This window comes from Chitinasiproducens palmae, from assembly GCF_900095735.1.
GTDB classification, from domain to species: Bacteria; Pseudomonadota; Gammaproteobacteria; order Burkholderiales; family Burkholderiaceae; genus Chitinasiproducens; species Chitinasiproducens palmae.
Map to the genome: position 1 here is coordinate 68,211 of NZ_FNLO01000013.1, position 24,573 is coordinate 92,783.

The following is a 24,573-nucleotide window of genomic DNA, read 5'->3' on the forward strand; positions in this document are numbered from 1 at the left end:
ATGGCACCTGACGAGTGCGCGCCTGTGTTTCAGTGGGACGGTGGCGGATGGCCCGCACCAGGCCGCCGGCGCCGCACGACTGCCGCGTCGAACGCTTGCGCCGACAATCTGGTAAAACGACGCGTACCTACCGTCCTCAAAACCGGAGCCCTCGATGCATCTCGATTTCACTGGCCGGCGCGTTGTCGTGACCGGCGGCACCCGCGGCATCGGCCGCGCCATTGCACTCGCTTTCGCCGCCGCCGGCGCGGACGTCTCGGTCTGCGCGCGCCGCTCCGACGGACTGGACGATGTTGCGCGGGCACTTGCGGCGCACGGCCACCGGGTCCACACCGCGCGCTGCGATCTGGCCGAGGCCGATCAGATCGACGCCTATATCGGCGCCGCGGCGGCTGAACTCGGCGGCATCGACGTGCTGGTCAACAACGCTTCGGGCTTCGGCTTGCCGGACGACGAAGCCGCATGGCAAGCGTCGACGCGCATCGACCTGATGGCGACGGTGCGCGCCGGCCATGCGGCCTTGCCGCACCTGCGGACTGCGTCCGCATCGCGCCGTTCACCGAGCATCATCAACATCGCGTCGATTTCCGGCTTTCGTCCGAACGCCCGCACGCCCGCCTATGCCGCAGTCAAGGCCGCGGTCATCCATTACACAGGGTCGCACGCCCTCGCGCTGGCGCCCGAGCGGATTCGCGTCAACGCGATCGCACCAGGCGCCATCGTGTTTCCAGGTGGTACTTGGGACGAACGTCGACGCACGGATCCCGCGCTCTATCAACGCATCGAAGCGGGCATCCCGTTCGGCGCGCTCGGCGCACCGGAGGACGTGGCCCACGCCGCGGTCTTCCTCGCGAGCGAGCAGGCGCGATGGATCACCGGACAGACGCTGACGGTCGATGGTGGCCAGGTGCTCGTCTGAACATTACATCGGCACGGCGAGCCTGACGCCCGTCCGGCGGGTCGGCGGGTGGACGCTCGCGCCGGCACGCCGGTCGGCGACACGGCAGCGCTGTTGCGCTGTTGCGCTGTTGCGCTGGTGCGCTGGTGCGCTGGTGCGCTGGTGCGCGAAAGCGCGCCGTGCCTGACTGACTGACTGCCTGACTACGCGGCGATGATGGCCTGCTCGCCACTGGGCGATGCGACAGGGCGATACCGCGATAGGCGAACGTATGCGCATGTCTGCGTCGTTCGCGCGCGCGAAGTTGCGCGAGGTCATGCGTGCTCGCGCGAGCACGGTCGAGTCGGGTCGAGCGCCGAGCCGCCCATGTCCAGTCCGGTCTTCGGTCAGTGTCTGGCCAAGCCGCTTCGCAATGCGCTGGGTGCCAATCCCAGACGCGCGTGAAAGAGCCGCGTCATGTGGGCATGCGACGAGAAACCGCTCGCCAGCGCGACCTCGCGCAGATCGTACGGGCTGTGCGCCAGAAGCGCGCGGGCCCGAGCCAGGCGACAGTCGATCAGATGGTCGTGCGGGCTCTTGCCGATGGCCGCCTTGAACGCCCTGATGAAAAATCCTTCCGATAGCTCGACCACGGCGGCGAGTTCCGTCACGCCAAGCGACCGATGCAGATTGGCATCGATGTAGTCGGCCAACTTTCGCAGCCGGGCAGCGGTCATCGACCTTGCGGATGGCCGTGACGCGCGCAAGCGGCTCGACGCCAGCTCGACCGATTCGCACAACGCGTATATGTGCGGTTCCAATTCCTCGTGACAGTGCGTGCCGCGCAGCAACGTCCTGCGGATCGCGTAGGCCGCGGCGATGGCTGCCGCGTCGACGCGTGTGTCGACCGGCCCCAGATCGAAAGTCGATCTCGCTAGACCCGGTACCACCACCAGGTATTCACCGCCATCGGTTGAGGTCGAGTACACATCGCAGCCCGGCGGCACGCAGGACAGCGTATTGGGCGGCCGCTGGAAAGGCAGAATGCGCGAACTCGCAAACGCATGCACGCCACACTGCCGCTCGAATGCAAAGCCGATCGCCGCATGCTCGGCAATGTAGGCAGTTTCGTACGACTGCTTCGGTAGCAACTCCACGCTGAATTGCGGTGCCGCGAACCGGCGCACCGGTTCGACCGCCGCAGCGTCCCAACGCTTTTCACATCCAGCCATCGCCCTCCCCGTCTGACTCAGCCGACCGCGGCCGTAGCACAGCGCCGGCACCGTCGATTCTAGATCAGTTTCATGCAAGCACACGCCGATTCCGCTCTCTACGATGCGGAGTCCTCCAGGAATCCGCATCGATGCCGAAACTGACAAGCCGGGCTCGACGCCGTCATCTTGCGACGTTCGAGCACGAACGAAACGGCGCGTGGAACGACGCGCGAAACCGCGCGCCGTTCCACACTCGAAGCCGCGATCGTCGCTGTCTCGGCACCCGGTCGCGCGGCCGCGCAGTGCGTCTGCGACGCCATGCGGACCCGCTTCTGCATGGCCGCCACCGATACCTGGAGTCCCTTGTCAAAAGCAATAGCAGGGTTGCCCACGAGCGGCCCTCGACTCCTATCCGATCGCCCATGCAAGACATCATCCGCGGCCTCTTGGAGGCCGCCCTTCTCGAATGTTGCCCACGCCGCCTGGTCGGCCGCTTCCGCGACGGCGCATGCATGCGCACCGCGCTCGGCCATGGCAGCGACGACCTTGCCGCCTACGTCCGGCGCGATCCCGCCGCCGGCGATCCGACACGTGTCGCGCAGGCCTGCACGTCGTTTCGCGCTGTCTTGCACTACCGGCTGGCGCGTGCCTGGCTGGATGGCTGCGACCCGGGCATCGATCGCCAGGAAGCGGAAACGCTTGCGGCCCTGCTGTCGTGCCGCGGGAAGTTGCTCTCCGGCGCAGAGATTCACCCTCACGCGCGCATCGGTCACCGCTTTGTGCTGGATCACGGCTGGGGCACCGTCATCGGGCAGACCGCTGAACTCGGCGACGATTGCTACCTGCTCGGTGGCGTCACGCTCGGCGCCGCCGGCATTGCCGACAATGCGCCTGGCCGACGTCACCCGCAGCTCGGCAACCGCGTTGAAGTCGGCGCCTACGCGCGTGTGTTCGGTGCGGTAACGATCGGCGACGACGTCTCGATCGGACCGCATTGCGTCGTGAATCAGGACCTCGCGCCGGGCTCCGTGGTCAGGGTCAAGACCACCCTGCAGGTCACGCGTCTGCGTGGTGCGCCGTCGCGCCGCGTCGCACCGCCGGGCCGCCTGCCCGCGCCTAATCCGGCTCCCTCTCCCACCGTCGATCGATAGGCCCTACGTGAAATTCCCTCGCACGACACTGAAACGCTGTCACCGAACGCCATGGCTTAGCGAGTGCGGCGCCCACATCGTCAGCATTGCCGGCGACTGGCTCGAACTCGACGCCACCGTCGCCTATCCCGAAGGCGGCGGCCAGGACGCCGACCATGGCGAGATCGTGACGCCGAACGGACAGATCCTGCGCTTCGTCGATGCACGGAAACTGTACGGCGAGCCGCTGCGCCTGCCCGACTTTCCGGACATCCAGGTCGGCGGCATCGTTCGGCACCAGATCGCGGAAGCGGATGTGCCATTGCTCGCGTCACTGACGTCGGGCCTGCAGGTCACCGTGCGCATCGATGCGCGCCGTCGCGCGCAGTTGTCATTGAGCCATACGGCGAGCCATCTGCTCTATCTCGGCGTTGCAGCCGTGCGACCGGAAGCGCTCGCGCGAGTGAGCGGTTGTCACATCCGCGTCGACGGGGCCCGCTTCGACTTCAACGTGTCGGAGCGGTTCTCGCCGCACGACGTGGCGTCGATCGGCGAGGTCGCCAATGGCTACGTGTCGCGCGATAGTGCAGTGACGGTCGAGTCCTTGCCCACCCATCCCGATGCGCGCTACTGGCACTGCGAGTCAGCCACCATTCCGTGCGGCGGCACGCACCTGCCGCGCACCGGCGCCATCGGGCCGATGCTGGTGCGCCGCAAGGCGATGGGGCGCGGCAAGGAACGCCTGTCGTGTGCGTTCCCGCACGCGCAGCTTGATTGGCAAGCCCTGTTCGAAACGTCGCACGCACTCCCGGAGGCCGGTTGATGCAATACCTTCGGTGCAAGCAGATCAAGCCGCGGACACAGACGCGTCGACGGTTCCCCAGCACCAGCGCGGCGGCGGCCTGCTCCGTTCAGCCGACCAGACAAACGAGCGCAGCGGGCATGGCGACGGACGCCGCGCCACCCAGCCCTTCGGTCGATGCGGCCGCCATCGCTCCAGCCGGTGACGCAGCCCCAACGGCCAACGCCGGCCGCGGCGCGGCCAGCCCGCCGGCGGGCGGCACCGCCGGCGGGGACGGTGGCAGTCGCGCACGTCTGCCGCCGTCGACCTTCCTGCTCGCGCTGTGTCAGGCGATCAACCTGACCGCGGCCGTCCTGTCGGTGGCGGTGGCACCGCAGGCCGGCATGCGGCTGGCGCCGGATCCGGCGCTGGCCACCGTGCCCTACGGAGCACAATTTGCCGCGGTCGCGCTGATGACGTATCCGGCGGCAGTGCTGATGCGGGTGCTGGGCCGCCGACGCGGTTTTGTGCTCGGCGCAGCCCTGCTGGCGGCGGCCGGGTTGGCCGGCTATGCCGCGACCACCCATGCTTCGTTCACCGGCTTGGTCGTCGCGCACTGTCTGCTGGGCGCTTATATCGCGTTCGCCAACTTCTACCGCTTCGCCGCGCTTGATGGCTTGCCATCGGCCTTGCGTCCCCGCGCGCTGTCCTTCGTCGTCGCGGGCGGCGTCGCGGCGGCGTTCACCGGACCCTTGCTGTCGATCGGCATCGGCGAAGTCAGCGGCTATGCGCCCGACGCGCTGTGTTATGCCGTGCTGGTGCCGTTGGCGCTGCTGACACTCGGGCTGCTCGCCCGCTGGCGCCCCGTGCCGAGCGCCGCGCCCGCATCACCGGCGGGCGCCCCGTCGGCAGACAACGCCGACATGCGTGGCAACGCCACGCTGATCGCCCTGGCGATCGGCGCGGCGGCAAGCGCTTACCTGCTGATGAATCTGCTGATGGTCCAGGCGACATTGGTGCTCGGCGCAGACTGCGGCGCGCCTCACGCCGCCGCGTTTGCGCTGCAGGGCCATGTTCTCGCGATGTTCGTGCCGTCGTTCTTCACCGGCCGCTTGATCGCGCGCTGTGGCTTGAGATCGGTCCTCTGCGCCGGATTCGCGCTGATAGGCGCCGCCGCGTGGCTGGGCAGTGGCAGCCTTGGCTTCGGCGCGATCGCCGCCGCACTGCTGCTGCTCGGGGTCGGCTGGAACCTGGGCTACGTCGGTGGTGGCGCACTGCTCGGCCGTTTCGCCGACACGCCGGCCTGGCATCGGCTGCAAGGCACCAATGAAGCGATCATCGCGGTTGCCGCCACCATTGGCGCGTTTGCGCCTGGCCTTCTGCAGAACACGCTCGGCTGGCAGCGCACCAACCTGGCCTGCCTGGCCGTCGCCGCGCTGACATGCGCGCTGGCCGCCTATGTCCTTCGTGCGCCGCGGTCGAACAGCGCCCGCGCAAGCTCGTAGCCGCGCTACAGATCGGCGCCTGACGCGCACGAGAACGACAAGGTTCTCGTTCGAGCGCACCGCGGCGGCGCGCGGCCGCCACCGAGCCGCACCGGCGTCAACGACGTCATTGACGTCGATTGCGTCGGTGGCGTCCGTGGTCGTCGGCGCGGCGGGCAATGTTGCTGCGTGGCAACGCCCGGCCGCCTCGATCGCATCCAGGTTTCATTCCTTCGACTGTCCATCCGTATCGCTTTGTCAACACACCGTATGAACTGCCAGGCGCCGACCACGGTCGACGCTACACCGCCGACACTGTTGCCAGAAACCACCGCGTCGACCACTGTGTCGACCACTGTGTCGACCACTGCGTCGAGCGTTCTCCGCGGCGGGCCCGCCTTGTGGCCTACCCCCTTATGCGAGGTGTCGCCCGGCCTGCTGGTCAAGTTCGAATGCAACAACCCCGGCGCAAGCCATAAATTTCGCCCCGCCCGCCACATTCTCGCCAGCGCGCTGGCGTCGGGCAGCGTCGTGCCAGGGCGCACCACGGTCATCGAAAAGACCGGCGGCAACTTCGGCCTTGGGCTGGCGTGCGCCTGCGCCGCAGCGGGTGTGGCATTGGAACTGGTGGTCGGCCTGCGCTACAGTCCACTCAAGCGTCGTGCCCTGACGCGCAGCGGCGCGATCCTGGTTGGCGACACACAACTGCGCGAGGGCGCTTCGCCGGCCGAAGTCGTCGCACAGCGCTTGCAGGCAGCGCAGTGCGAGGGCGCGCGGGACTACTTCTGGACCGATCAATTCTCGAACCCGCTCAACGTTGCGGCATATGAAACCAGCACCGCTCCCGAGATCGCGACGCAACTCGCGTCCTTCCCGGGCGTGCGCCGACTCGTGCTGGTCGCTTGCGCGGGCACCGGTGCCAGTCTCGCAGGCATCGTCCGCGGCCTGAACAGGCACTGCCTGATGGATGTGATCCTGATCGAACCGCGTGGCTGCGATGCCCGTGGCGGGATATTTGTCGATCACCCGTTCGAAGGCATGTCGGTCGGCGTGCCGCCGCCATTCCTCGACTGGAACGGCATCGACCGTGTCGCCAGCGTCGAAGTCGACGCAGCGCTCGCCGCCCAGCGGGATTTCGTGGCGCGGACGGGCTATCTGGTCGGCATGACGACAGCCGCCTGTCTGTCTGTCGCCGCGCCCCTCGCGCGCCAGCTGCCTGCCGACACACGGGCCCTGGTCATCGCCTACGACCACGGCATGTGGTATCTCGAATCGGACTGACACGGGGCGGCAGTCAAGCGGACACACTGGCAGACCCGCAAAACACCGAGCCGTGGCCGGCCCTCAGTTGCGTCTCGCAACCATCACTGCGCATGCCGCGATCAAGCCGGCCGCCGCGCGGTTGACGCGGCGCAGGTGACGGGGCTGCGTCACGTACTTCCTGGCGCGCAACGCGGCACCGAGATAAAGCGACTGCACCGACAGATCCAGCACGACGCCGAGCGCGACGATGAACAGCGCCTCCCCTGGCGACAGTGCGGTCAGGTCGAAAGCTTGCGGCAACACCGCGCCGAAGAACAGTACGGCCTTCGGATTGCCCAGTGTCAAGAGCAGTCCGGCAAGGAAGCCGCTGGGTCGCCGCCCGGCGCCGTCGTCCACGTCCGTGGGACGGGTCCACAGCTGCCACGCAACGAACAGCAGATAGAACACGCCGAGCCACTTCACGATCACGAACGCCTCGTGGAAGCGCATCGCCAGCGCCGCCATGCCGAAGATCGCAGCACTGAGCCAGACGGCATTGCCGCTGACCATGCCGGCCACGAACGGATAGGCCGCCGAGCGCCCGCGCGCCAGCACGTGCGCGACCATCGATCCCTGCGCCGCGCCCGGCAGCGCCGAGGCGATTAGAAACGGGACGACGAACAGCCCGAGATGGCTCCACATCATGAGGACGGTGCTCCAGAACGCGATGGAACCGGCAGTATGTCGCGTCTGGCGATCCGCGTCGATGCAATCGGCGGCAGTCGCGATCGCGCGTGGCGGCGGCGTGCGGCGGCGGCATCGGGCGACCGCATTGGGGTGGCTGCATCACTCGACTGCATGCGACAACTGCGCCCGGCAATGGCGTGCGGGAACCGCCGGTTCGGCCGGGACAACCGCTGCGGTGTGCGCCCCTTCTCCGCGCGAATGTCTTGGCACCGCATCGCGGCGCACGCGTGGTGCGCATGCCCCGCCACCGAGGTCCAGGCGGTGCTCGGACGGGGCCGGGCGGTGCTCGCGCGACCGCAGGCGCCGCGAGGAGACGCAGCATCGCCGCGCTTCGCGCTTCGCGCATCGGCGGCGCATGGGCAGCGCATCGGCAGCGCATGACCGTCGATGACGCCAAGCAAGCGATCCTCCTTTGACACCCTGCATCCGACTGTCGCGACTCGCCGTTTGATGGCTGAGCGCTCAGCCGGCAAGCCGGCGACGAAGGAATTCACACCCGCTCCGCCATGCCGTCACGATTCGACACGCATCGACCCTTATGGCGCGCCGGGCTCAGCGGCGCAATTCGCCCAGCCCCTTTCCCGTCCAGCGCTTGACCGCACGGCGGAAATTCGCCGCGTCGCTGAAGCCGAGCAGCGTGGCAATATCGTCGCTGCTCATCTTCGTGGTCCTCAGCCATTCCAGCGCAAGCGAGCGCCGTACGTCATCGACAATTGCGAGGAAAGACGTGCCCTCCGCCAGCAGGCGCCGTCGCAAGGTCCGCGCGGTCATGTGCATTGCATCGGCCACCGCGTCCATGCTCGGGAAAACCCCGGGTGTGCCCATCAGCATCTGATAGATTTCGCCCGCGATGCCGCTGGCCGTCTTCTCCTGTCCGATCAGGCGATCGCATGTCTCTTGCAGCAGCGACGCGCTGATCCGGTGCGCAAGTTGCGGCTTGCGTTCCAGAATCTCGCTGTCGTACACGAGTTCGCATTGCGCTTGGTCGAAGAAGCACGGACAGCCGAGGTAGTCCGGATACAGGTCCGCGTGAGGCGGCGCCGCGTAAGAGAAGCACGCCTTGAGCGGCGGGCACACGCCGCCCGCGACGTCCTGCAAGTGCGTCACGTGCTGCGTGTATTGCTGCTCGATGATGAATTCGCGCAGTTCCCGTGACGGACTGGTGACCAGCGCATCCGGGAAGGTCCACACCATCCGATCCGGATATTCGGTCCACTCGATCGCGACAGTCGGCGTCGCGAGCCGGTGATACTTGGCGCCGAGTCGGAAGTAGTCGCGCAGCGACAGACACGACATCAGCGCGTAGCCGTACATGCCGTAGGCGGCCAGATGCAGGCGCTGGCCGACCTTGAACGGCGTCGCAGGCTCGCACCCGAGCGATACCGCGTTGCGACAGACGGTTGCGTACTGCCCGATCGACGTGAGCGTCGACGCTTCCTGCAGCGCCTCGACGGTCACCCCCGAGCCGCGCAGGCTGTCCGCGGGCGCAATGCCCTGCTCGCCGAGCACTTCGACGAGCGCCGCAATCTTGTAGGGCGCATACATGCGCTCGTTCAGCGGTGGACGGTTGGCTGCCATGAAGCCGTTCTTATGTCCTCGCAGGACTTGTACGTGTCCGGAAATGACCTTCCGGCGCGGATGTTATCTCAATACCATCGTCGTCACAAGGCGCCGAAACCCGTCACGGCGCGCCACAGGGCGCCACAAAGCGCCAGAACGCGTCCCATGGCAGCCTCGCATGGCCGCGCAGGCGCCCGCGGGCCTTCGCGCGCCTGTGCCCGAATGCCGTCGGGCACGGCCCTGCATCGTCAGCCTGAGAGGCAGGCACTGCAACGCTGCACGGCCGCGCGCGTGGTCCGCCCGGTGCGGACCCCGCGACGAGGCAACGGTACCGCGGCAAGGGCGCATCGAACAGCGCGGCGGTGCACACACGAAGCCACGCGCGGCGCAACAAGAAGCGGGCCGGCCAGCCGACACGGCCGCCAGCGCCCGCCGCAAACCACTACAGGAGAGACCATGAACACACCGGGCCACAAGGTCATCATTTCGTGCGCGATCACCGGCGCGACGCACGTGCCGACCATGTCGGAACACCTGCCGCTCACACCCGCGCAGATTCGCGACCAGGCGATCGACGCGGCGCACGCCGGTGCCGCGATCATCCATCTCCACGCGCGCGAGCCAGCGGACGGACGGCCCACGCCGTCTCCCGAGGTGTTCGCTCAATTCGTGCCCGCGATCGCGGAGGCGACCGACGCCGTGATCAACATCACGACGGGAGGCAGCACACGCATGACGCTCGAAGACCGCCTTGCCTATCCACTGCAGGCCGCCCCGGAACTCTGTTCGCTCAACATGGGCTCGATGAATTTCTCGATTCATCCGGTCGCGTCGCGCATCTCGTCGTGGCGCTATCCATGGGAGAAAGACTATGTCGAGGGCATGGAAGACATGATCTTCCGCAACACCTTCAAGGACATCAAGCGCATCCTGCAGGACCTGGGTGGCAAGGGTACCCGCTTCGAATTCGAGTGTTACGACCTGGGCCATCTGTACAACCTCGCCCACTTTGTCGACCAGGGGCTGATCAAGCCGCCCTTTTTCATCCAGTCGGTATTCGGCATTCTCGGCGGCATGGGCGCGGATCCGGAGAACATGATCACGATGCGCACCACGGCCGACCGCCTGTTCGGGCGCGACAATTACCAGTTCTCCGTGCTTGGCGCGGGTCGGCATCAGATGCGGCTGGTCACGATGAGCGCCATCCTCGGTGGCAACGTGCGCGTCGGTCTGGAGGACAGCGTCTACATCGCCAAGGGAGTCAAGGCCGAGTCCAATGCGCAACAGGTCGCAAAGGTTCGCCGCATCCTGGCAGACCTGTCCTTCGAGATCGCGACGCCCGCCGAGGCGCGCGCCATGTTGGCGTTGAAGGGCAGAGACAGCGTCACGCTCTGAGCGTGCGGCCAGTCCAGATCAAAAGAACGAAGACCCAACGGAGACATCATGAGCACCACTGCGTCCACCCCAGACGCATTGCATCGCGCGGCCACGCGCAAGGCAATGCACCGGCTGATCCCGCTCCTGTGCGCGATCTACTTCATGTCCTTTCTGGATCGCACCAATGTGGCCCTGGCCAAGGTGCAACTCGCCGCCGACGTCGGCATCAGCGCCGCCGCCTACGGGCTGGGCTCGGGGATCTTCTTCATCGGCTACGCGCTCCTCGAAGTGCCAAGCAATCTGGTCGCCTACCGCGTCGGCATGCGGCGGTGGATTGCGCGCATTGCCGTCAGTTGGGGGCTGCTGTCCACCGCGATGATGTTCGTTCAGGGTGAATGGTCGTTCTATGCGTTGCGGGTGCTGCTCAGTATCGCGGAGGCCGGGCTGTTCCCGGCGCTGATGTATATGGTCACGCTGTGGTTTGCGCCGCAGGACCGCCCGGTGGCGGTCGGCTGGATCTACACGGCGCCCGCGCTCGCATTGATGCTCGGCAATCCGATCGGCGGCGCGCTCATGCAACTGGGCGGTATCGGCGGTCTGCACGGCTGGCAGTGGATGTTCATGCTCGAAGGCGTGCCCAGCGTTCTGGCCGGCATCGTCCTTTATTTCACGCTGCCCGAACGCCCGCGGGACGCCGGCTGGCTGTCGCGCGACGAGGCGCAGGCGCTCGAAACGCGCGCCGTGAGCGACGCCCGGGGACACCCGGAACTGAGTTCGGCCGACTGGTTGGCGGCGCTGAAGCGCCCTACGACCACGCTCATCGGACTGATCTATTTTTTGAACCAGGTCGCGTTCGTTGGGCTATATTTCTTCACGCCGGCGATGATTCACCAGATGCGCATCGAGCAACCTTTCCTGGTTGGCGTGTTGTCGGCCAGCGTGGGCTTCGGCTTCCTGGCGGGCGTGCTGATTTTGCCGAGGATTCATCGGCGCTATGACAACGATTGCGTCTACCTGGGCGTGCTGACGATCGGACTGGTCGCGGGCGCGGCGGCCTTCATCGCCGCCGCGAGCCCCGCGGCCCGCATGGCCTTGCTCGCGGTGACCGCATTCTTCGCCGGCGGCGTGCTGCCTTCGTACTGGGCGATCGCCATGAAGCGGCTGCAGGGCATCCAGGCAGCGGCAGGACTGGCCTTCATCAACACGCTGGGGCTGATTGGCGGCTTCGTCGGTCCCTACCTGTTCGGCATCACGGAGACCGTCACGGGCCGCAGCGACTCGGGCTTCTTCGTGATCCTCGCCGCGTCCTTGTTGGGACTGGCGCTGGTGCCGGTGTTCGCGCGCGCGATCCGCCGCGAAGCCGCGTTGCCCGAGCCCGTCGCGCGGGACGCGGCGGCCGGCATCCACTCTCGATAGGCGTCACAGGGAGATATATGAGACTCGACCGGAAAGTTGCAATCGTTACCGGCGCCGGGCAAGGCATCGGGGCGGCAACCGCGCTGAAGTTCGCCCGCGAGGGCGCGACCGTCGTCGCTTGCGACACCAATCAAGCGGCGTTGGAAGTGGTCGTCGCCCAATGCCGCGAAGCCGGCAGACCGGCGACCGCCGTCCGCCTGGACATGACCGACCGTGACCGCGTCGACGAGATGGCGGCCATGGTCCGCGAGCGCCACGGCCGGATCGACGTACTGGTGAACAACGCCGGCATCACGCGCGACGCGCGCCTGCAGCGCATGACGCTCGAACAGTTCGATGCCGTGATCGACGTGAATCTGCGCGCCGTGTTCCATGCGACGCAGGCGGTGGTCGACGGCATGATCGCACAGGGCGCGGGTGTGATCCTCAATGCCAGTTCGGTGGTTGGCATCTATGGCAATTACGGTCAAACCAACTACGCTGCGTCGAAATTCGGCGTGATCGGCTTCACCAAGACATGGAGCCGCGAACTCGGGCCAAAGGGAATCCGCGTGAATGCCGTCGCACCGGGTTTCGTCGAAACGCCGATTCTCGCCACCGTACCGGCCGACGTGCTTGACGGACTGCGTCGGCAGGTGCCGCTGGGGCGCCTGGGCAAGGCCGAGGAAATCGCCAGCGTCTACGCCTTTCTGGCCAGCGACGAAGCCAGCTACATCAACGGCGCCGTGATCGAGGTTTCGGGCGGCATGACGCTCTGACGCCCTGCCGGACATTGAATCCCATGAACACCTACGAACTGCTCAAACCTGAACCCGGCCTGCGGGTGCTGATCACCGGCGCCGCGTCCGGCATCGGTGCCGCGTTGGCGCAGGCATTCCTGCAGACCCAGGCCGACGTCTGCATCTGCGACGTGGACCCGGCGGCCGTCGCGCGCTTCGTCGACACCCATCCGGCGCTGCATGGCGCGGTCGGCGATGTCAGCGATGTCGAGCAGGTGGACGCCGTCATCGATCACGCGCGGCAGGCGCTCGGCGGACTGGATCTGCTCGTCAACAACGCCGGCATTGCCGGGCCGACCGGCCCCGTCGAAGCGCTGGACCCGGCGGCGTGGGACCGTACCGTGGCCACCAACCTGAACAGCCAGTTCTACTTCCTGCGGCGAGCCGTGCCGCTGATCAAGGCCACTTCGACGCGCGGCAGCATCATCACGATGTCGTCGGTGGCCGGCCGGCTGGGGTACCCGTATCGCACGCCGTACGCGGCCACGAAGTGGGCGCTTGTCGGGTTGATGCGCTCGCTTGCCATCGAACTGGGACCGAGCAACGTGCGTGTCAACGCCATCCTGCCCGGCGTTGTCGAAGGCGAACGCATGGACCGCGTGATTGCAGCGCGGGCCGACAGCCTCGGCGTGCCGTTCGACACCATGCGCAACGACTATCTGAACAAGATCTCCTTGCGCCGTATGGTGACGGTGACCGACATCGCTGCCATGGCGCTCTTCCTCGCGTCGCCGGCTGCAGTCAACCTTACCGGGCAAGCGATCAGCGTCGACGGCAATCTCGAATATCTCTGAGCGGGTGCCGATGGTCGCAGCAGCACGGTCCATCGGGCCATGCCCCGGCGGCTTCGTGCGGTGCCGGAATGGCGGTATGTCGGCATGTCGGCATTACCGTCGGGCCGGGCAGTCCGCGACGCCCGGCGCGCTCGCCAGCGCACTCCGACAGCGAAGCAGCGCGGCCTGGACGCGCCTCTCGCAATCGAGCAAGGGCGGCTAGGCGCGCCGCGACCTTGATAGGCGACCATCACGTCAGTCGCATACTCCAGATCCCGCAACATGCCCGTTCATGCCGACGCTGCGCAGGCCTACATCAAACGCTTCGAGGCGGTACTGTCGTTCATCGAGGCAAACCTTGACGGCGACCTTTCGCTGGAAACGTTGAGCCGCGTCGCGAACTTCTCGAAGTTCCATTTCCATCGACAGTTCGTCGCGCATGTGGGCATGCCGGTCGCACGCTATGTGCAATTGCTTCGTTTGCGACACGCCGCTCACCGCCTCGCCTCGAATGCGTCGTGCACCGTGCTCGATGCTGCCTTCGAGGCGCGCTTCGACAGTCCGGAGTCCTTCAGTCGGGCGTTCAAGCGCGCATTCGGAACGACGCCCAGTTCGTTCCGACATCGGCCGAGCTGGCAGATCTGGAGCGCGACGTTCGTCGTCCCTTACCTTGCCAGGAAGCTAACCATGAATGTACAAATCGTCGACTTCCCCGAAACGCGCGTTGCTGCACTCGAACACTGCGGCGCACCCGGTCGTGTCAACGAAAGCATCGAGAAGTTCGTCGCGTGGCGCAAGCACAGCGGACAATCCCCCGTGGCGACCAGCCGCTCCTTCGGTATTCCGCGGACGAATCCGGATACCACACCGGAAGCCGCCTTTCGCTTCGACATCTGCGGTGAGCTCCGGGAGGCGCTTGCGCCGAATGGCTACGGTGTTCGCGAACTCGTGATTCCAGCGGGACGGTGCGCGGTGCTTCGCCATCAAGGGTCGCCCGACTACATCGGTGAGACGATTTATCCGATCTATCGTGACTGGCTGCCGGGAAGTGGCGAAGAGCTGCGCGATCATCCGCTTTTCTTCCATTACCTGAGCGTCTTTCCGGCGACGCCGCAGGCGGCGTGGCAAACGGACATCTACATTCCGCTGCGCGACGCATAGGAAAGCGAGTTCCGCGTGCCCTCGCCCATCGCGCGTCAGGCAGGTCGATTAAACTACCTGACACGCCTGTCCACACGCCCGTTTGCAGGCTCGCGCCAAGGAACCGGATATCCCATGGGTCTGAAAAACCAGCCGGCGTACATCATCAGAATGCGCGCCAAGCCAGGCAGCGGCGACAAGCTGTTTGCGCTTGCCACCGCCGGCATGGAGAAGTCCGGCGCGTCGAGCCGCTTCATCATCTTGCGTGAGGACGACGACCGCGATGTGCTTTGGAACGTGGAGGTGTTTTCGTCCGATGCAGAGAAGAAGCGTTACGAGGCGAGCCCGCTCGCCGATCTGCTGCGCGACGAGATCCTCGAACTCCTGGCAGAACCGCCCATGCGAATCGCGGCGCATCCTTACTCGGCCGCGCCTTGAGACGATGCAGCGGGCGGCGTTCTTGCCGCTCGACTGACCGTGGCCGCCTCGTGCGGGACGCGTGCCAGCCAGGCGCGGTTTCTCCGGATCAGCGACGGATGGTCGCGCGACAGCGCGCTCGCCACGCTGAGGCGCGGAAGGCCGCCGTCACGGCGCGCACCGTTCCTTCGTTTCGACCGCTCGGACCAGCCAAGCAGTTGCAGCGAAGCGCGCCACGTACTCGGCTGACGCGCTGACCGCCTCAACGGGTGCGAACCACGAACTCGTTGCCGCGACCGTCACTTATCGGGATAGGTTGCGAAACATAACCGTTCTGCGGGTTGCGAACGTAATCGAGAAACTCGTTTTCCTGATCAATCGCGTTTTCCGCAAGAATGGGCGTGCCAACCTTCAGACCGGGTTCCAACAGCTTGAGAACCGGCAAATAGAGGCTGAATGCGCCGTCGAGCAGAACCATGTCGACTTCACCGACATCAGTCAGCGTCTCGCGCGCGTCGCCTACCCGAATCTCGACCAGCTCGGCCAGCCCGGCCGCTTCCAGATTGGCTTGCGCGCGCGCCGCCTTGCTCGGTTCCAATTCGGTGCCGATCAGTCGGCCGCCTCCCATGTCACGCAGCGCAGCCGCCAGATGGATCGTCGAGATGCCCATCGACGTGCCGAATTCGACGATGCATTTCGCATTTCGGCTACGCGCGCACTGGTAGAGAAAGCGCCCGTAGGCCGCCGTCACGTTCAGGTAGTTGTCCACGTAGCCGTGGTAAAACCCGCGCACATCGCGGCGCTCCTCGGCAAAGTGGTGCGCGACGGCCTCGGCCTGCTGCGCGTCCGAAAGGTCGATGTCCCTGAACTCCGCCATCAGCGCGTGGTCCGCCTGCGCGGCTTGCGCAAAGAGGCGCTGCAAGGTCTGCGCAACTCGGCCTGTGCTCAACGAATCCATGTCTCTCATTCTCCAGAAGAGCGGCCACGGTTCCGTCTGTGGACCGCGATAGGAGCATGGTAGGCGGGAGCGCGCCTGGCCACATTGGGCGGATTCGCCAAACCATGTTGAGAGTCTGCCAGCGCCGGCGCGGTAACGCGCTGGCGAGCCCGCCCGAGGCCCACGGGCGTCGCGCGCGGGTGCGGCTGCTGCACTCGATGCCGGGGTTTGAGCGCTGTCGGTCTGCACTATCGCCGTCGGGCAGACGGCGCCAGCTAGAGCCACAAGGCTCACCAGGACGGACCGCCGATACGGTTTCCGCATCAATCGTATGTTTCAAACGATGCCGCAACGGTATCGGAGTGGGCTCGACGACGATGCATGGATTATGCTTTGGCTAGTTCCCCAAACCATGAGGATGCAGGTCGTGCCAGACTCTCAGGAACCGACAGAGGCGCCGCTCGTCGCGATCCTTCATATCAGTCGTGCTTGCAAGCCTTTCCGCCGTCGCGACATCGAGACGCTGATGGCGACGATGACACGGCGCAACCATGCCGATGCGCTGACCGGCTTTCTCGTCCAGGCCGGAGATAACTTCCTCCAATACATCGAGGGTAGCCGCACGAAAGTGGCCGCCTGCTACCGGCGTATCGAAACCGACAGGCGCCACACCGACCTGACGCTCATTGCGTACGCGGAACTCGCCGGACGACGCTTCGGAAGCTGGGACATGGGCTACTTCATGGGCGACGCCGACGGCACCGAACGGCTCGAACCCGTCATGATGGGTTGGCGCGGCGCGCAGAGCGAACTCATCGAAGAGGCGGTGCGTATCAACGCCGCCGCCTATCGCCCGGACGCTGCCGACAGAATGGGATTCGAGATCGCCCCGTGCCCGGTCCTGCTGCGAAGACTGTTTGGCTGAAGCCGCAGCGCCGCATTGCCACCCGTGGATCGGATCGACATGCCGCGCGTGACGAAGAACGCGGTGGTGCGCGCCGCGGCGCTGTGCGACGCCTTGCGCTCAATATGCGACAGTGAACCGTTCCCGATGGTGGCTAGGACGCTCGACCTCGTCCAGCATCGCAACCGCATAGTCCTGCACCGAGATGCGGCTCTCGCCGTTGACATCGGTAAGGAGCGTGTCCTTGCCAATCCGATACCGTCCCGAGCGCTCGCCCGGCACGAGCAGTGCAGCGGGGCTCAGGAACGCCCAGTCGAGCGCCGTCTCGCCGCGCAGGCGGTCGAGGAAGGCCGCGGTCCGATGCGCGCTGGCGCGCCATTCGCTCGGGAAGTCCGGCGCGTCGATGACCAGCGCTCCCGAGGCCGTGTACAGACTGCCGGCGCCGCCGACGACCAGCAGGCGTGACACCTTGGCGCGCTTCGCCGCGTCAATGATCGACCGGGTTCGCGCGCCATCTTCGTCCTGCGCCGGATTGAAGGCGCTTATCGCCACCTGGTGGCCCGCCATGGCTGCCGATAATGCGGCAGTATCAACGATGTCCATCGCAAGGTGCATGAGCCGCGCGTCGGCGCGCGCCTCCGGTGGTCGTCGCGCGATGGCGGTAACGTCGTGGCCGCGGTCCAGCGCCTCCGAAAGCACGGCAGATCCGACATAGCCGCTCGCGCCGATCAGTACGATCTTCATCTGTGTCCTCTGGTTCATCCTGCTATCAATACGTCTGCGGCGTGCCTGCCGCGTCGAGACGCGCCCCCTCGGCCTCGATCTCATCGATCGCGTCGAGAAAGGCGTCGCAGGCGCCGTAGAAAGGTTCGTGCGCGAGTCGCGCGAAGCGACCGGCCCGTTCCACCACGAAACCCGGAAACCCGCGCAAGCCGAACGCTTGCATCCACTCACGCGTTGCCGCGATATGTGCGGCGACCGGAGCGCTGCCGAAGGCGTGCAGGAACGCTGCCGGCGCCAGGCCGAGCTGCTCCGCGAGGTCGAGCAATACCGTCGTCTCTACAACCCGACGGCCGTCGACGTAATGTGCGGCCTGAACCGCGCGCAACATCGCTTGTTCGGCACCGCTTTTCACGATGCCGGCGGCAAGCACCGCAGCCAACGGCGGTGGCGACCAGACGACGGTGGTCGGGTCGTCCAGCAGGCCATTGAGATAGGCGGCACCGAACGGCACGCCAGCGATTGCCGCAATGCGCTCGTCGCTGCGGCGGATAACGTTGCGCTGTTGCGGCGTGAAGCGGGTCTCGAATTCCCACAAACCGCCCCCATGAAGCGTGACCGCGATGTTTCGGTCGCGCGCCGCCTCGACCAACGGCGCGGCCGCGTAGCACCAGCCGCAGAGCGGATCGTGGACGTAATGCAATACGGTGGTCGTCATGGTCGGTTGCGCAAAGGACATCGTTTGCATCGGGGCTGGGGACGCGACTGGAAGTTGTATTATCGTCGCTTACGCTTCGGACGATTAGCAGCCGGTTTCTTCATGGACTTTTAAGACAGGGTAAAGAATGCGCGATCTGAAGCCTTACGCAGTCTTTGCCGAAGTCGTGCAAGTCGGCTCGATGAGCGCCGCTGCGCGACGCCTTGGCATGACACCCTCCGCCGTCAGCCAGATCATTGGCGCAATGGAACGCCAAGCCGGCGTCAGTCTCCTGCGCCGCTCGACGCGGAAGCTGTCATTGACCGAGGCGGGTGAACGCTGCTATCCGCATTGCCTGCGCCTGTGCTCGGCGGGCGAAGCGGCGGCGGCATCGCTGGCGCAGTCGCGCGACGCGCCGGAGGGCGAGCTGCGCATCTCGGCGCCGCTCGGCTTCGGGGCCCACGTGGCGCCCGCGCTGGCGCCGGTGCTGGAGGAGTGGGCGCAACTACGGCTGTCATTGATCGTCGACGATGCACTCATCGACCTCATCGATGCGCGTATCGATATTGCGCTGCGGGTCGGTTCACTTGCCGACTCCAGCTGGGTCGCGCGCCCGCTGTGCGAACTCGAACCCGTGCTCTGTGCATCCCCGGCCTATCTTGGGAAACACGGCACGCCCGAGACATACGCCGATCTGTATCGTCATCACTGGCTCGCCGCCCGGCGAGCCGACGCCGAGCCAGACGCGACGCTCGCATTGCATCTGGTCGGCGCCAGCGGCAAACCTGCGGCTGGGCAAGCCGCGAGAATACCGGTGCGCACCGCGACGACAAACCAGATCGCATTGCAGCAGATGTGCGAACAGGGTATGGGAATCGCCATCCTGTTCTACTCCGACGCGCGTCCCGCGCTGGAACGCGGTGCGCTGGTGCGGATCTTGCCGCAGATCAAACTGCAGCCCGAAGCGCTGAGCATGCTGACTGCGGATCGCGACGGACTCCCTGCCAAGGTCCGTGTCGCGCTTGCAGCGCTTTCCCGTTATTTCTCTGCGTTGCCCGACGTGCCGCCGGCTTGATCGCACGGGACGCATGCACCGACTGCGGCGGCATGCCATGGTGCGGGCTGGTCCCGGCTGCTCGCCAGCTATCGCCGACGCGCCGAGGCGGGTCCCGCGCACCACTCCACGCCAAGCCGCCCTAAGCAACCGCATGCCCCCCGCGCCGTGGCGCGCTAGTAGTGGCCTCGCGCGGCAGCGGCGGCTCACTCGCTGTCGGAGAGGTCGAGCTCCTGCAGGTCCGCGATCAAGCCGCGATGCACCGGCGTCCAACCGAGCCGCTCGCGCGTCAGTGCGCTCGATGCCGGCATATCGAGCGCAAGAAACGGCGCGAGCCAGCCGAACTCGGCCTGTGCCGCTTCCAGCGTCAGCGACGCGACCGGCAAGCCAAGCCTGCGGCCGATCGTTTCAGCGATCTCGCGCGACGGTATGCCCGTTTCGGCGGCGGCGTGATAGCGCGCGCCGCGCTCCGCCCGCTCGATCGCCAACCTGTACAGTCGTGCGGCGTCGAGCACATGGGCGGCCGGCCATCGATTCGTCCCGCTGCCGATATAGCCAACCTTGCCCTTCTCTCGCGCAGAGGCAATATAGGGCGTGACCAGGCCCTGGCGGGTCGTGTCGTGAATCTGCGCCAGGCGCATCACCGAGACGTTGACCCCTGCGTCGAGCAGCGCGACGCCCGCCTGTTCCGATGCCACGCGCGGATTCGGGTGGGCGAAGTTGCACACGTCCTCTGTCGCCACGGCGCCCGGGTGAGGCGTACCCATGCCCGTTCCCGACGTGATCAGCAACGGTCGATCCGAACCGCGCAGGACCTCGCCCAACGCCGCGATCACGCGCCGGTCCTTCTCGCAATTGGCAACGAAATTCGAGAAGTCGTGATCGAAGGCCGTGTGAATCACCGCGTCCGCCTGTTCGGCGCCTGCCTGCAGGCTCGTCGGCGCTTCCAACGTGCCTCGATGCACAGCCGCGCCGGCGGCCTCGAGCTTGCGCGCGCCCGCATCCGACCTGGTCAGCCCGAGCACCTCGTGGCCTGCGCCCAATAGTTCGGCCAGCACGCGCGAGCCAATGAAGCCCGTCGCTCCCGTCAAAAATATACGCATCAGATGCCTCCCGGATGGTCAGGAACGCAAGTGTTGCGCGATCCTCTATCCTATAAAATATGTGATGTTATGCCGGTATAGAAACTACCAGGATCACCATGCCCAACGACTCCGAAAAGGCCCTCGGCAGCTTCCTGCGCGACCGTCGCGGTCGCCTCGATGCCGCGGCGCTCGGCTTTGACGTCGGCCGGCGGCGCACGCCCGGTTTGCGCCGCGAGGAAGTTGCGCAGCGTGCCAACATCAGCCCTACGTGGTACACCTGGCTCGAACAGGGTCGGGGCGGCGCACCGTCGAAGACCGTGCTTGACCGCATCGCCGCCGGACTGATGCTGACCGAGCCGGAACGCGAGCACCTGTTCCTGCTGGCCTTCGGGCATCCGCCCGAGCCCCGCTACAAGGGTTCGGACGAAATCACGCCGCGCCTGCAACGCGTACTCGATGGCATGCCGACGCACCCGGCAATCGTCCGAACCGCCACGTGGGACGTGGTGGCCTGGAACAAGGCGGCCGCCACCGTCATGACCGATTACGGCACGCTGCCGCGCCAGCAGCGCAACATCCTTCGCATCATGTTTTGCGACGCGCGCGTGCGAGCCGTGCAGGACGATTGGCAAAGCGTCGCGCGATTCGTCGTTGCAGCATTTCGCGCGGACGTGGCGCGCGTCGGCGCTTCCGCCGAAACCGCTCGGCTAGTCGAACAGCTCTCGCTTGCGAGCGCGGAGTTCGCCGAACTCTGGCGCAGCAACGACATTGCCAGTCACCATGAAGGGCTGAAACGGCTCAGGCATCCGGAACTCGGACTGATCGAACTCGGCTATTCGACCTTTTCCGTCGATGGACGCCCCGACCTGAGCATGATGGTCTACACTCCAGCGAACGACGAAATCGATCAACGCATCGCGTCGTTGGTAACCGCCCGTGAACGATCGAAAGAGAATCGAGAAGTGGCCGCCAAGCCGCGCATGGTGTCGAGCAAGGCGGTATAGGATCCCTCGTCTCCGTCCGCCTGGCACACTGCGGCGATCTGCCGTGCCAGCAGCGCGTGAGCGGCGCTGCTGTCGATCACTGCCCACTCGTGCGCCAGTTCACGCGTCAAGCGAACCGTCTCGTCCAGTCCATAGGCCAGTTGCGCCGGCGATCCCGAAGTCGCCAGCAATGTGCGGCCATCCTTGAGCGCTATTTCCAGACGACAGTGGAAGGGCTCGAGCTGCGAGTCAGCGTCGATGGTGATCTGGCGGCTGCGTTCGTGCACATGGCTCGGAACGCTGCCCGGTGCGAAATCCGTGAGCGCGATCGTGTCATTCTCCAGCACAGTCTGTAGCATGAAAGGCGCGCTCATGATCGCGCTGCCGACGGTGTCGAAAGGACCATGACGTGCGACGCCGGGATACGCCGCGTACGCCGGGTGCAGGGTCACCTTGATACGCGCGACGCTCTCCGCCGAGAAAGCCTCGGCGCGCTTGCAGTCGAGCAAGGTCTTGACCGGCAGCTGATTGATCGTGCAACCGGGAAATGGCTTGAACGTCACATCCAGGATCTCGTGTGGCGCAGCGTCTTGCCGGTCCCACACCGGCACTTGTCCGGCAAATGCGCGATAGAAACCGTTCTCTCCTTCGAGCGCGCGTGCGGCGCCCGCCATGCCGTGGGCCGCGAGCTGCGCGGCGATGACACCCGCACGGCTGGTCATGCCGACCTGCAGCAACCACTCGGGCGTGCCCTCGGCCCAGCACTGCATGGTGCCGCCGCTGAACTGGGTGGCGATGGACAAGGCCGCCGCGGTGGCGTGCGGGCCGAGCCGCAAGACGCGCGCGGCCCCAGCCGCCGCCGCGAACACACCGTACAGCGAGGTGCCGCGCAGGCCCCGCGCGCCGCTGTCAGCGGCCGCGCCGCGCGCCACCCACGGCGCGACCTCGTACGCGCTGACCAGTGCCGCGCACACGTCGCTGCTACTCGCGCCGACTGCCTCGGCCAACGACAGCACCGCGGGAATCGCGACGCAGCCGATATGTCCATTCATCGCTGCGTGCGTGTCGTTTTGACCGCGTGCGGTGATCAGCGCCGCGTTGCGGCATGCGGCGTCGCCCGGCGTCAGCGTGGCGCCCGTACGCCAGCAGGTCGCCGCGCCGGGCGCGGCGTGCGAGGCCTCGATCGCATGCCGGCTCGAGTCGGGCGCGGGCGCCGCGAGCGCGACGCTCAGATTGAAGAGAAGGCACGCCTGCAAACGGTCCAGCACGCTTGCAGGCAGCAGGTGCCGCTCGCGGCTGGCCACGAAGAGCCCGAGGCGCTGCACATAGGATTCACTCATCGACATTCTCCAGGCACCTGACATACGTAGTTGCGCCTATTCAGGAAAAACGGTTTCTTCAATACTGTTCGGCCGAACCAATCGACGATGCAACGAAACCATGAGCCGTCTGAACCTGACCAATCTCGAAACGGTGTGCTGCATCGCGCGCGTGGGCACCTTCTCCGCCGCGGCCGAACGCCTCAACGCCTCGCAGTCCACGGTCACCTCGCGGGTACGGGAACTGGAACAGTCGCTTGGCATGCAGCTGTTCCGCCGCCGCGGTCGCAACATGGAGCTGACCGACCAGGGCCGCCAGTTCATCGAACGCGTCGAGCCGCTGCTCGTCCAGCTGGACGACGCCGTGGCGACGCACGCCGACAGCACCTGCGCACGGGGCACATTGCGACTCGGCATCGGCGTCACCACGATGACCTGGTTCGCCGATGTGCTGGTGCAGTTGCGCCGCGACATGCCGCTCGTGCAATACGAGATCGACAACGATCTGAGCATGAACATGCTGCACAAGCTCGAGAGCGGCAAACTCGACCTGGCCATCGTGGCGGGGCAGGTCTCGCACCCGATGCTCGCCACGGTAACCTTGGCACCCGAGGAACTGCGCTGGATTATCGGTGCGCGCGCGGCGGGTGCGGCGCACGACGTAGCGCCCGATCCCGCTAGTCTCGTGCAGCAAGCCCCGCTCTGGTTCGTCTCCCGTCCCTCCGAATTCTTCCCGCGGGCGATGGAAACGCTCAAACGCCACGGCACGACGCTGCGCGACGTCAACACCTGCAGCAATATGGCGGGCATGCTGCAGATGATCGAAGCCACGGGCGGCGTCGGCCTGGTCGCCACCGCGCTCGCCCGGCCATTGCTCGATGCGGGGCGCGTTGTCGACCTGTCCGCCGCGATGCCCGCGGAGCAATACGACCTGACCCTCGTCTATCGCACCGATGAGCGCCAGTCGATGCTGCGCCGAGTCGTCGACCGGATCGCCGAGTACGATCGTCATGCGCGCCAATCCTGAGCGACCGCCGCCTCGGCTCAGGCCTCGCGCCCGCGACATCGCGCTCAGGCGTCGGCGATGCCATTGCGCAGCACGCCGATTCCGCTGATCTCGACTTCGACCACATCTCCAGGGCTGAGCCAACGTGGCGGCACCCGCCGTGCGCCGATACCAGCCGGCGTGCCGGTGGCAATCACATCGCCACACGCCAACGGCGTAAACGTCGACGCGTACGCAACGAGTTCGGCCACCGAGTAAATCAGGTCGCTAAGCGGCGCGGTCTGCATGATCTCGCCATTCAAGCGGGTCTCCAGCATGCATCGTGATGGATCCGGCAGCGCATCGGGCGTCACCAGCCACGGACCCAACGAGCCACTGCGCCAAAAGTTCTTGCCTGCGGTGATCGACGCTTTTTGATAGTCACGCACGCTGCCGTCGTTGAAACACGTATAAGCCGCAACGCAGGCCGGTGCGTCGGCTGCGTCGATGCAATGCGCTGGCTTGCCAATGATCACCGCGAGTTCGCCTTCGAAATCCAGCTGCGTCGACACACGCGGGCGGATCAACGGCGCACCCGGTAGCGCGAGCGAATCGACGAAGCGGCTGAAGAAAATCGGCGCTGTCGGCCCGTCCGGCTCGCTCAGGCCGATCTCGCGCGCGTGCGCATGGAAATTCCCGCCGACGGCAAGCAGTTTGCCAGGCAGCACCGGCAAGGCCAGCGCGATCTGCCGCGAGTCGAGTGACGGCCGCGCGCGTGCGGCAAGTTTCGCCATCTCGTCGAGCGCGCCGGCCTGCAGCACCGCTTCGACGGTTGGGAATCGGCCCATGCTCAGGCCCCTGCCGTCGACCAGGTCGAATCGATCGTGCCGTTCGTCGGCCAGGACGCCCCACGCGCGACGGCCATCGAGATCGAAGGAAAGCAGCTTCATGT

General features: G+C 66.3%; 24 protein-coding genes. 15 read left to right on the forward strand and 9 right to left on the reverse strand.

Translation table 11 applies throughout. The annotated features are described in order from the left end of the window. Positions 1–154 precede the first annotated feature (154 nt). Positions 155–919 (forward strand): SDR family NAD(P)-dependent oxidoreductase, encoded by a 765-nt coding sequence (locus tag BLU54_RS19030; protein ID WP_091911945.1) that lies wholly within the window; start codon positions 155–157, stop codon positions 917–919. Between the two features lie 365 nt (positions 920–1,284). On the opposite strand, the gene BLU54_RS19035 is transcribed toward BLU54_RS19030, so the two are convergent. Beyond that, entirely contained in the window at positions 1,285–2,109 is an 825-nt protein-coding gene (locus BLU54_RS19035; RefSeq protein WP_170845230.1) for an AraC family transcriptional regulator, read from the reverse strand. 404 nt (positions 2,110–2,513) lie between these two features. Here BLU54_RS19035 and BLU54_RS19045 point away from each other — a divergent pair, with 404 nt between their 5' ends. The 4 genes from BLU54_RS19045 to BLU54_RS19060 all read left to right on the forward strand — a co-directional run bounded on the left by BLU54_RS19045 (position 2,514) and on the right by BLU54_RS19060 (position 6,767). Beyond that, positions 2,514–3,242: a serine O-acetyltransferase gene (locus BLU54_RS19045; protein ID WP_091911952.1), complete on the forward strand. Its 729-nt coding sequence runs from the start codon at positions 2,514–2,516 to the stop codon at positions 3,240–3,242. Positions 3,243–3,249: 7 nt separating this feature from the next. Next, positions 3,250–4,044, forward strand: a complete 795-nt coding sequence (locus BLU54_RS19050; protein ID WP_091911955.1) for an alanyl-tRNA editing protein — start codon at positions 3,250–3,252, stop codon at positions 4,042–4,044. Positions 4,045–4,163: 119 nt separating this feature from the next. Continuing rightward, the gene (locus tag BLU54_RS19055; RefSeq protein WP_091911957.1) at positions 4,164–5,507 is read left to right on the forward strand and encodes an MFS transporter; all 1,344 of its coding nucleotides are present in this window, start codon (positions 4,164–4,166) and stop codon (positions 5,505–5,507) included. A 378-nt stretch (positions 5,508–5,885) separates the two neighbouring features. Next, positions 5,886–6,767: a pyridoxal-phosphate dependent enzyme gene (locus BLU54_RS19060; RefSeq protein ID WP_235838033.1), complete on the forward strand. Its 882-nt coding sequence runs from the start codon at positions 5,886–5,888 to the stop codon at positions 6,765–6,767. A gap of 63 nt (positions 6,768–6,830) precedes the next feature. Here BLU54_RS19060 and BLU54_RS19065 read toward each other — a convergent pair whose 3' ends face one another. Both BLU54_RS19065 and BLU54_RS19075 read right to left on the reverse strand, forming a co-directional pair. Continuing rightward, on the reverse strand, positions 6,831–7,433 hold the full coding sequence (locus BLU54_RS19065) for a LysE family translocator (protein ID WP_091911961.1): 603 nt from the start codon (positions 7,431–7,433) through the stop codon (positions 6,831–6,833). A gap of 594 nt (positions 7,434–8,027) precedes the next feature. After that, positions 8,028–9,053: an AraC family transcriptional regulator gene (locus BLU54_RS19075; RefSeq protein WP_091911965.1), complete on the reverse strand. Its 1,026-nt coding sequence runs from the start codon at positions 9,051–9,053 to the stop codon at positions 8,028–8,030. 438 nt (positions 9,054–9,491) lie between these two features. Between BLU54_RS19075 and BLU54_RS19080 the strand changes: the two genes are divergently transcribed. The 6 genes from BLU54_RS19080 (at position 9,492) to BLU54_RS19105 (ending at position 14,958) form a co-directional block, all read left to right on the forward strand. Further along, positions 9,492–10,430, forward strand: coding sequence for a 3,5-dioxohexanoate:acetyl-CoA acetone transferase (locus tag BLU54_RS19080; RefSeq protein WP_091911967.1), 939 nt, complete (start codon positions 9,492–9,494; stop codon positions 10,428–10,430). Between the two features lie 48 nt (positions 10,431–10,478). Continuing rightward, positions 10,479–11,828 carry an MFS transporter gene (locus tag BLU54_RS19085; protein WP_091911969.1) on the forward strand — a complete coding sequence of 450 codons (1,350 nt, stop codon included), beginning with the start codon at positions 10,479–10,481 and terminating at the stop codon, positions 11,826–11,828. A gap of 17 nt (positions 11,829–11,845) precedes the next feature. Beyond that, positions 11,846–12,586, forward strand: a complete 741-nt coding sequence (locus BLU54_RS19090; RefSeq protein ID WP_091911971.1) for a beta-ketoacyl-ACP reductase — start codon at positions 11,846–11,848, stop codon at positions 12,584–12,586. A gap of 23 nt (positions 12,587–12,609) precedes the next feature. Beyond that, positions 12,610–13,401, forward strand: coding sequence for an SDR family oxidoreductase (locus tag BLU54_RS19095; protein WP_091911973.1), 792 nt, complete (start codon positions 12,610–12,612; stop codon positions 13,399–13,401). A gap of 261 nt (positions 13,402–13,662) precedes the next feature. After that, positions 13,663–14,541, forward strand: coding sequence for an AraC family transcriptional regulator (locus BLU54_RS19100; protein WP_091911975.1), 879 nt, complete (start codon positions 13,663–13,665; stop codon positions 14,539–14,541). A 15-nt stretch (positions 14,542–14,556) separates the two neighbouring features. Beyond that, on the forward strand, positions 14,557–14,958 hold the full coding sequence (locus BLU54_RS19105) for a putative quinol monooxygenase (protein WP_139169762.1): 402 nt from the start codon (positions 14,557–14,559) through the stop codon (positions 14,956–14,958). A 241-nt stretch (positions 14,959–15,199) separates the two neighbouring features. Here the strand turns inward: BLU54_RS19105 and BLU54_RS19110 are convergent, their stop codons facing one another. Beyond that, positions 15,200–15,895 carry an O-methyltransferase gene (locus BLU54_RS19110; RefSeq protein WP_091911981.1) on the reverse strand — a complete coding sequence of 232 codons (696 nt, stop codon included), beginning with the start codon at positions 15,893–15,895 and terminating at the stop codon, positions 15,200–15,202. Positions 15,896–16,217: 322 nt separating this feature from the next. Here BLU54_RS19110 and BLU54_RS19115 point away from each other — a divergent pair, with 322 nt between their 5' ends. Continuing rightward, the gene (locus BLU54_RS19115; protein WP_170845231.1) at positions 16,218–16,799 is read left to right on the forward strand and encodes a BLUF domain-containing protein; all 582 of its coding nucleotides are present in this window, start codon (positions 16,218–16,220) and stop codon (positions 16,797–16,799) included. A 99-nt stretch (positions 16,800–16,898) separates the two neighbouring features. Here the strand turns inward: BLU54_RS19115 and BLU54_RS19120 are convergent, their stop codons facing one another. Together BLU54_RS19120 and BLU54_RS19125 are read right to left on the reverse strand one after the other, a co-directional pair. Continuing rightward, positions 16,899–17,522 (reverse strand): NAD(P)-dependent oxidoreductase, encoded by a 624-nt coding sequence (locus tag BLU54_RS19120; RefSeq protein ID WP_091911987.1) that lies wholly within the window; start codon positions 17,520–17,522, stop codon positions 16,899–16,901. A 25-nt stretch (positions 17,523–17,547) separates the two neighbouring features. Further along, a complete protein-coding gene (locus tag BLU54_RS19125; RefSeq protein WP_170845232.1) occupies positions 17,548–18,216 on the reverse strand; it encodes a DsbA family protein in 669 nt (222 codons plus the stop codon). Between the two features lie 127 nt (positions 18,217–18,343). Between BLU54_RS19125 and BLU54_RS19130 the strand changes: the two genes are divergently transcribed. Then, entirely contained in the window at positions 18,344–19,270 is a 927-nt protein-coding gene (locus BLU54_RS19130; protein ID WP_091911992.1) for a LysR family transcriptional regulator, read from the forward strand. Between the two features lie 185 nt (positions 19,271–19,455). On the opposite strand, the gene BLU54_RS19135 is transcribed toward BLU54_RS19130, so the two are convergent. After that, positions 19,456–20,352: an SDR family oxidoreductase gene (locus tag BLU54_RS19135; RefSeq protein ID WP_091911995.1), complete on the reverse strand. Its 897-nt coding sequence runs from the start codon at positions 20,350–20,352 to the stop codon at positions 19,456–19,458. 98 nt (positions 20,353–20,450) lie between these two features. On the opposite strand from BLU54_RS19135, the gene BLU54_RS19140 reads away from it, so the two are divergent. Next, positions 20,451–21,338, forward strand: coding sequence for a helix-turn-helix transcriptional regulator (locus BLU54_RS19140; protein ID WP_091911998.1), 888 nt, complete (start codon positions 20,451–20,453; stop codon positions 21,336–21,338). Here the strand turns inward: BLU54_RS19140 and BLU54_RS19145 are convergent. Next, the gene (locus BLU54_RS19145; RefSeq protein ID WP_170845233.1) at positions 21,242–22,657 is read right to left on the reverse strand and encodes an MmgE/PrpD family protein; all 1,416 of its coding nucleotides are present in this window, start codon (positions 22,655–22,657) and stop codon (positions 21,242–21,244) included. The two genes, BLU54_RS19140 and BLU54_RS19145, sit on opposite strands and share 97 nt — an antisense overlap. Before the next feature lie 100 nt (positions 22,658–22,757). Here BLU54_RS19145 and BLU54_RS19150 point away from each other — a divergent pair, with 100 nt between their 5' ends. Beyond that, on the forward strand, positions 22,758–23,663 hold the full coding sequence (locus BLU54_RS19150; protein WP_091912001.1) for a LysR family transcriptional regulator: 906 nt from the start codon (positions 22,758–22,760) through the stop codon (positions 23,661–23,663). Between the two features lie 44 nt (positions 23,664–23,707). Here the strand turns inward: BLU54_RS19150 and BLU54_RS19155 are convergent, their stop codons facing one another. Further along, entirely contained in the window at positions 23,708–24,571 is an 864-nt protein-coding gene (locus BLU54_RS19155) for a fumarylacetoacetate hydrolase family protein (protein ID WP_091912003.1), read from the reverse strand. Between the last annotated feature and the right edge of the window lie 2 nt (positions 24,572–24,573).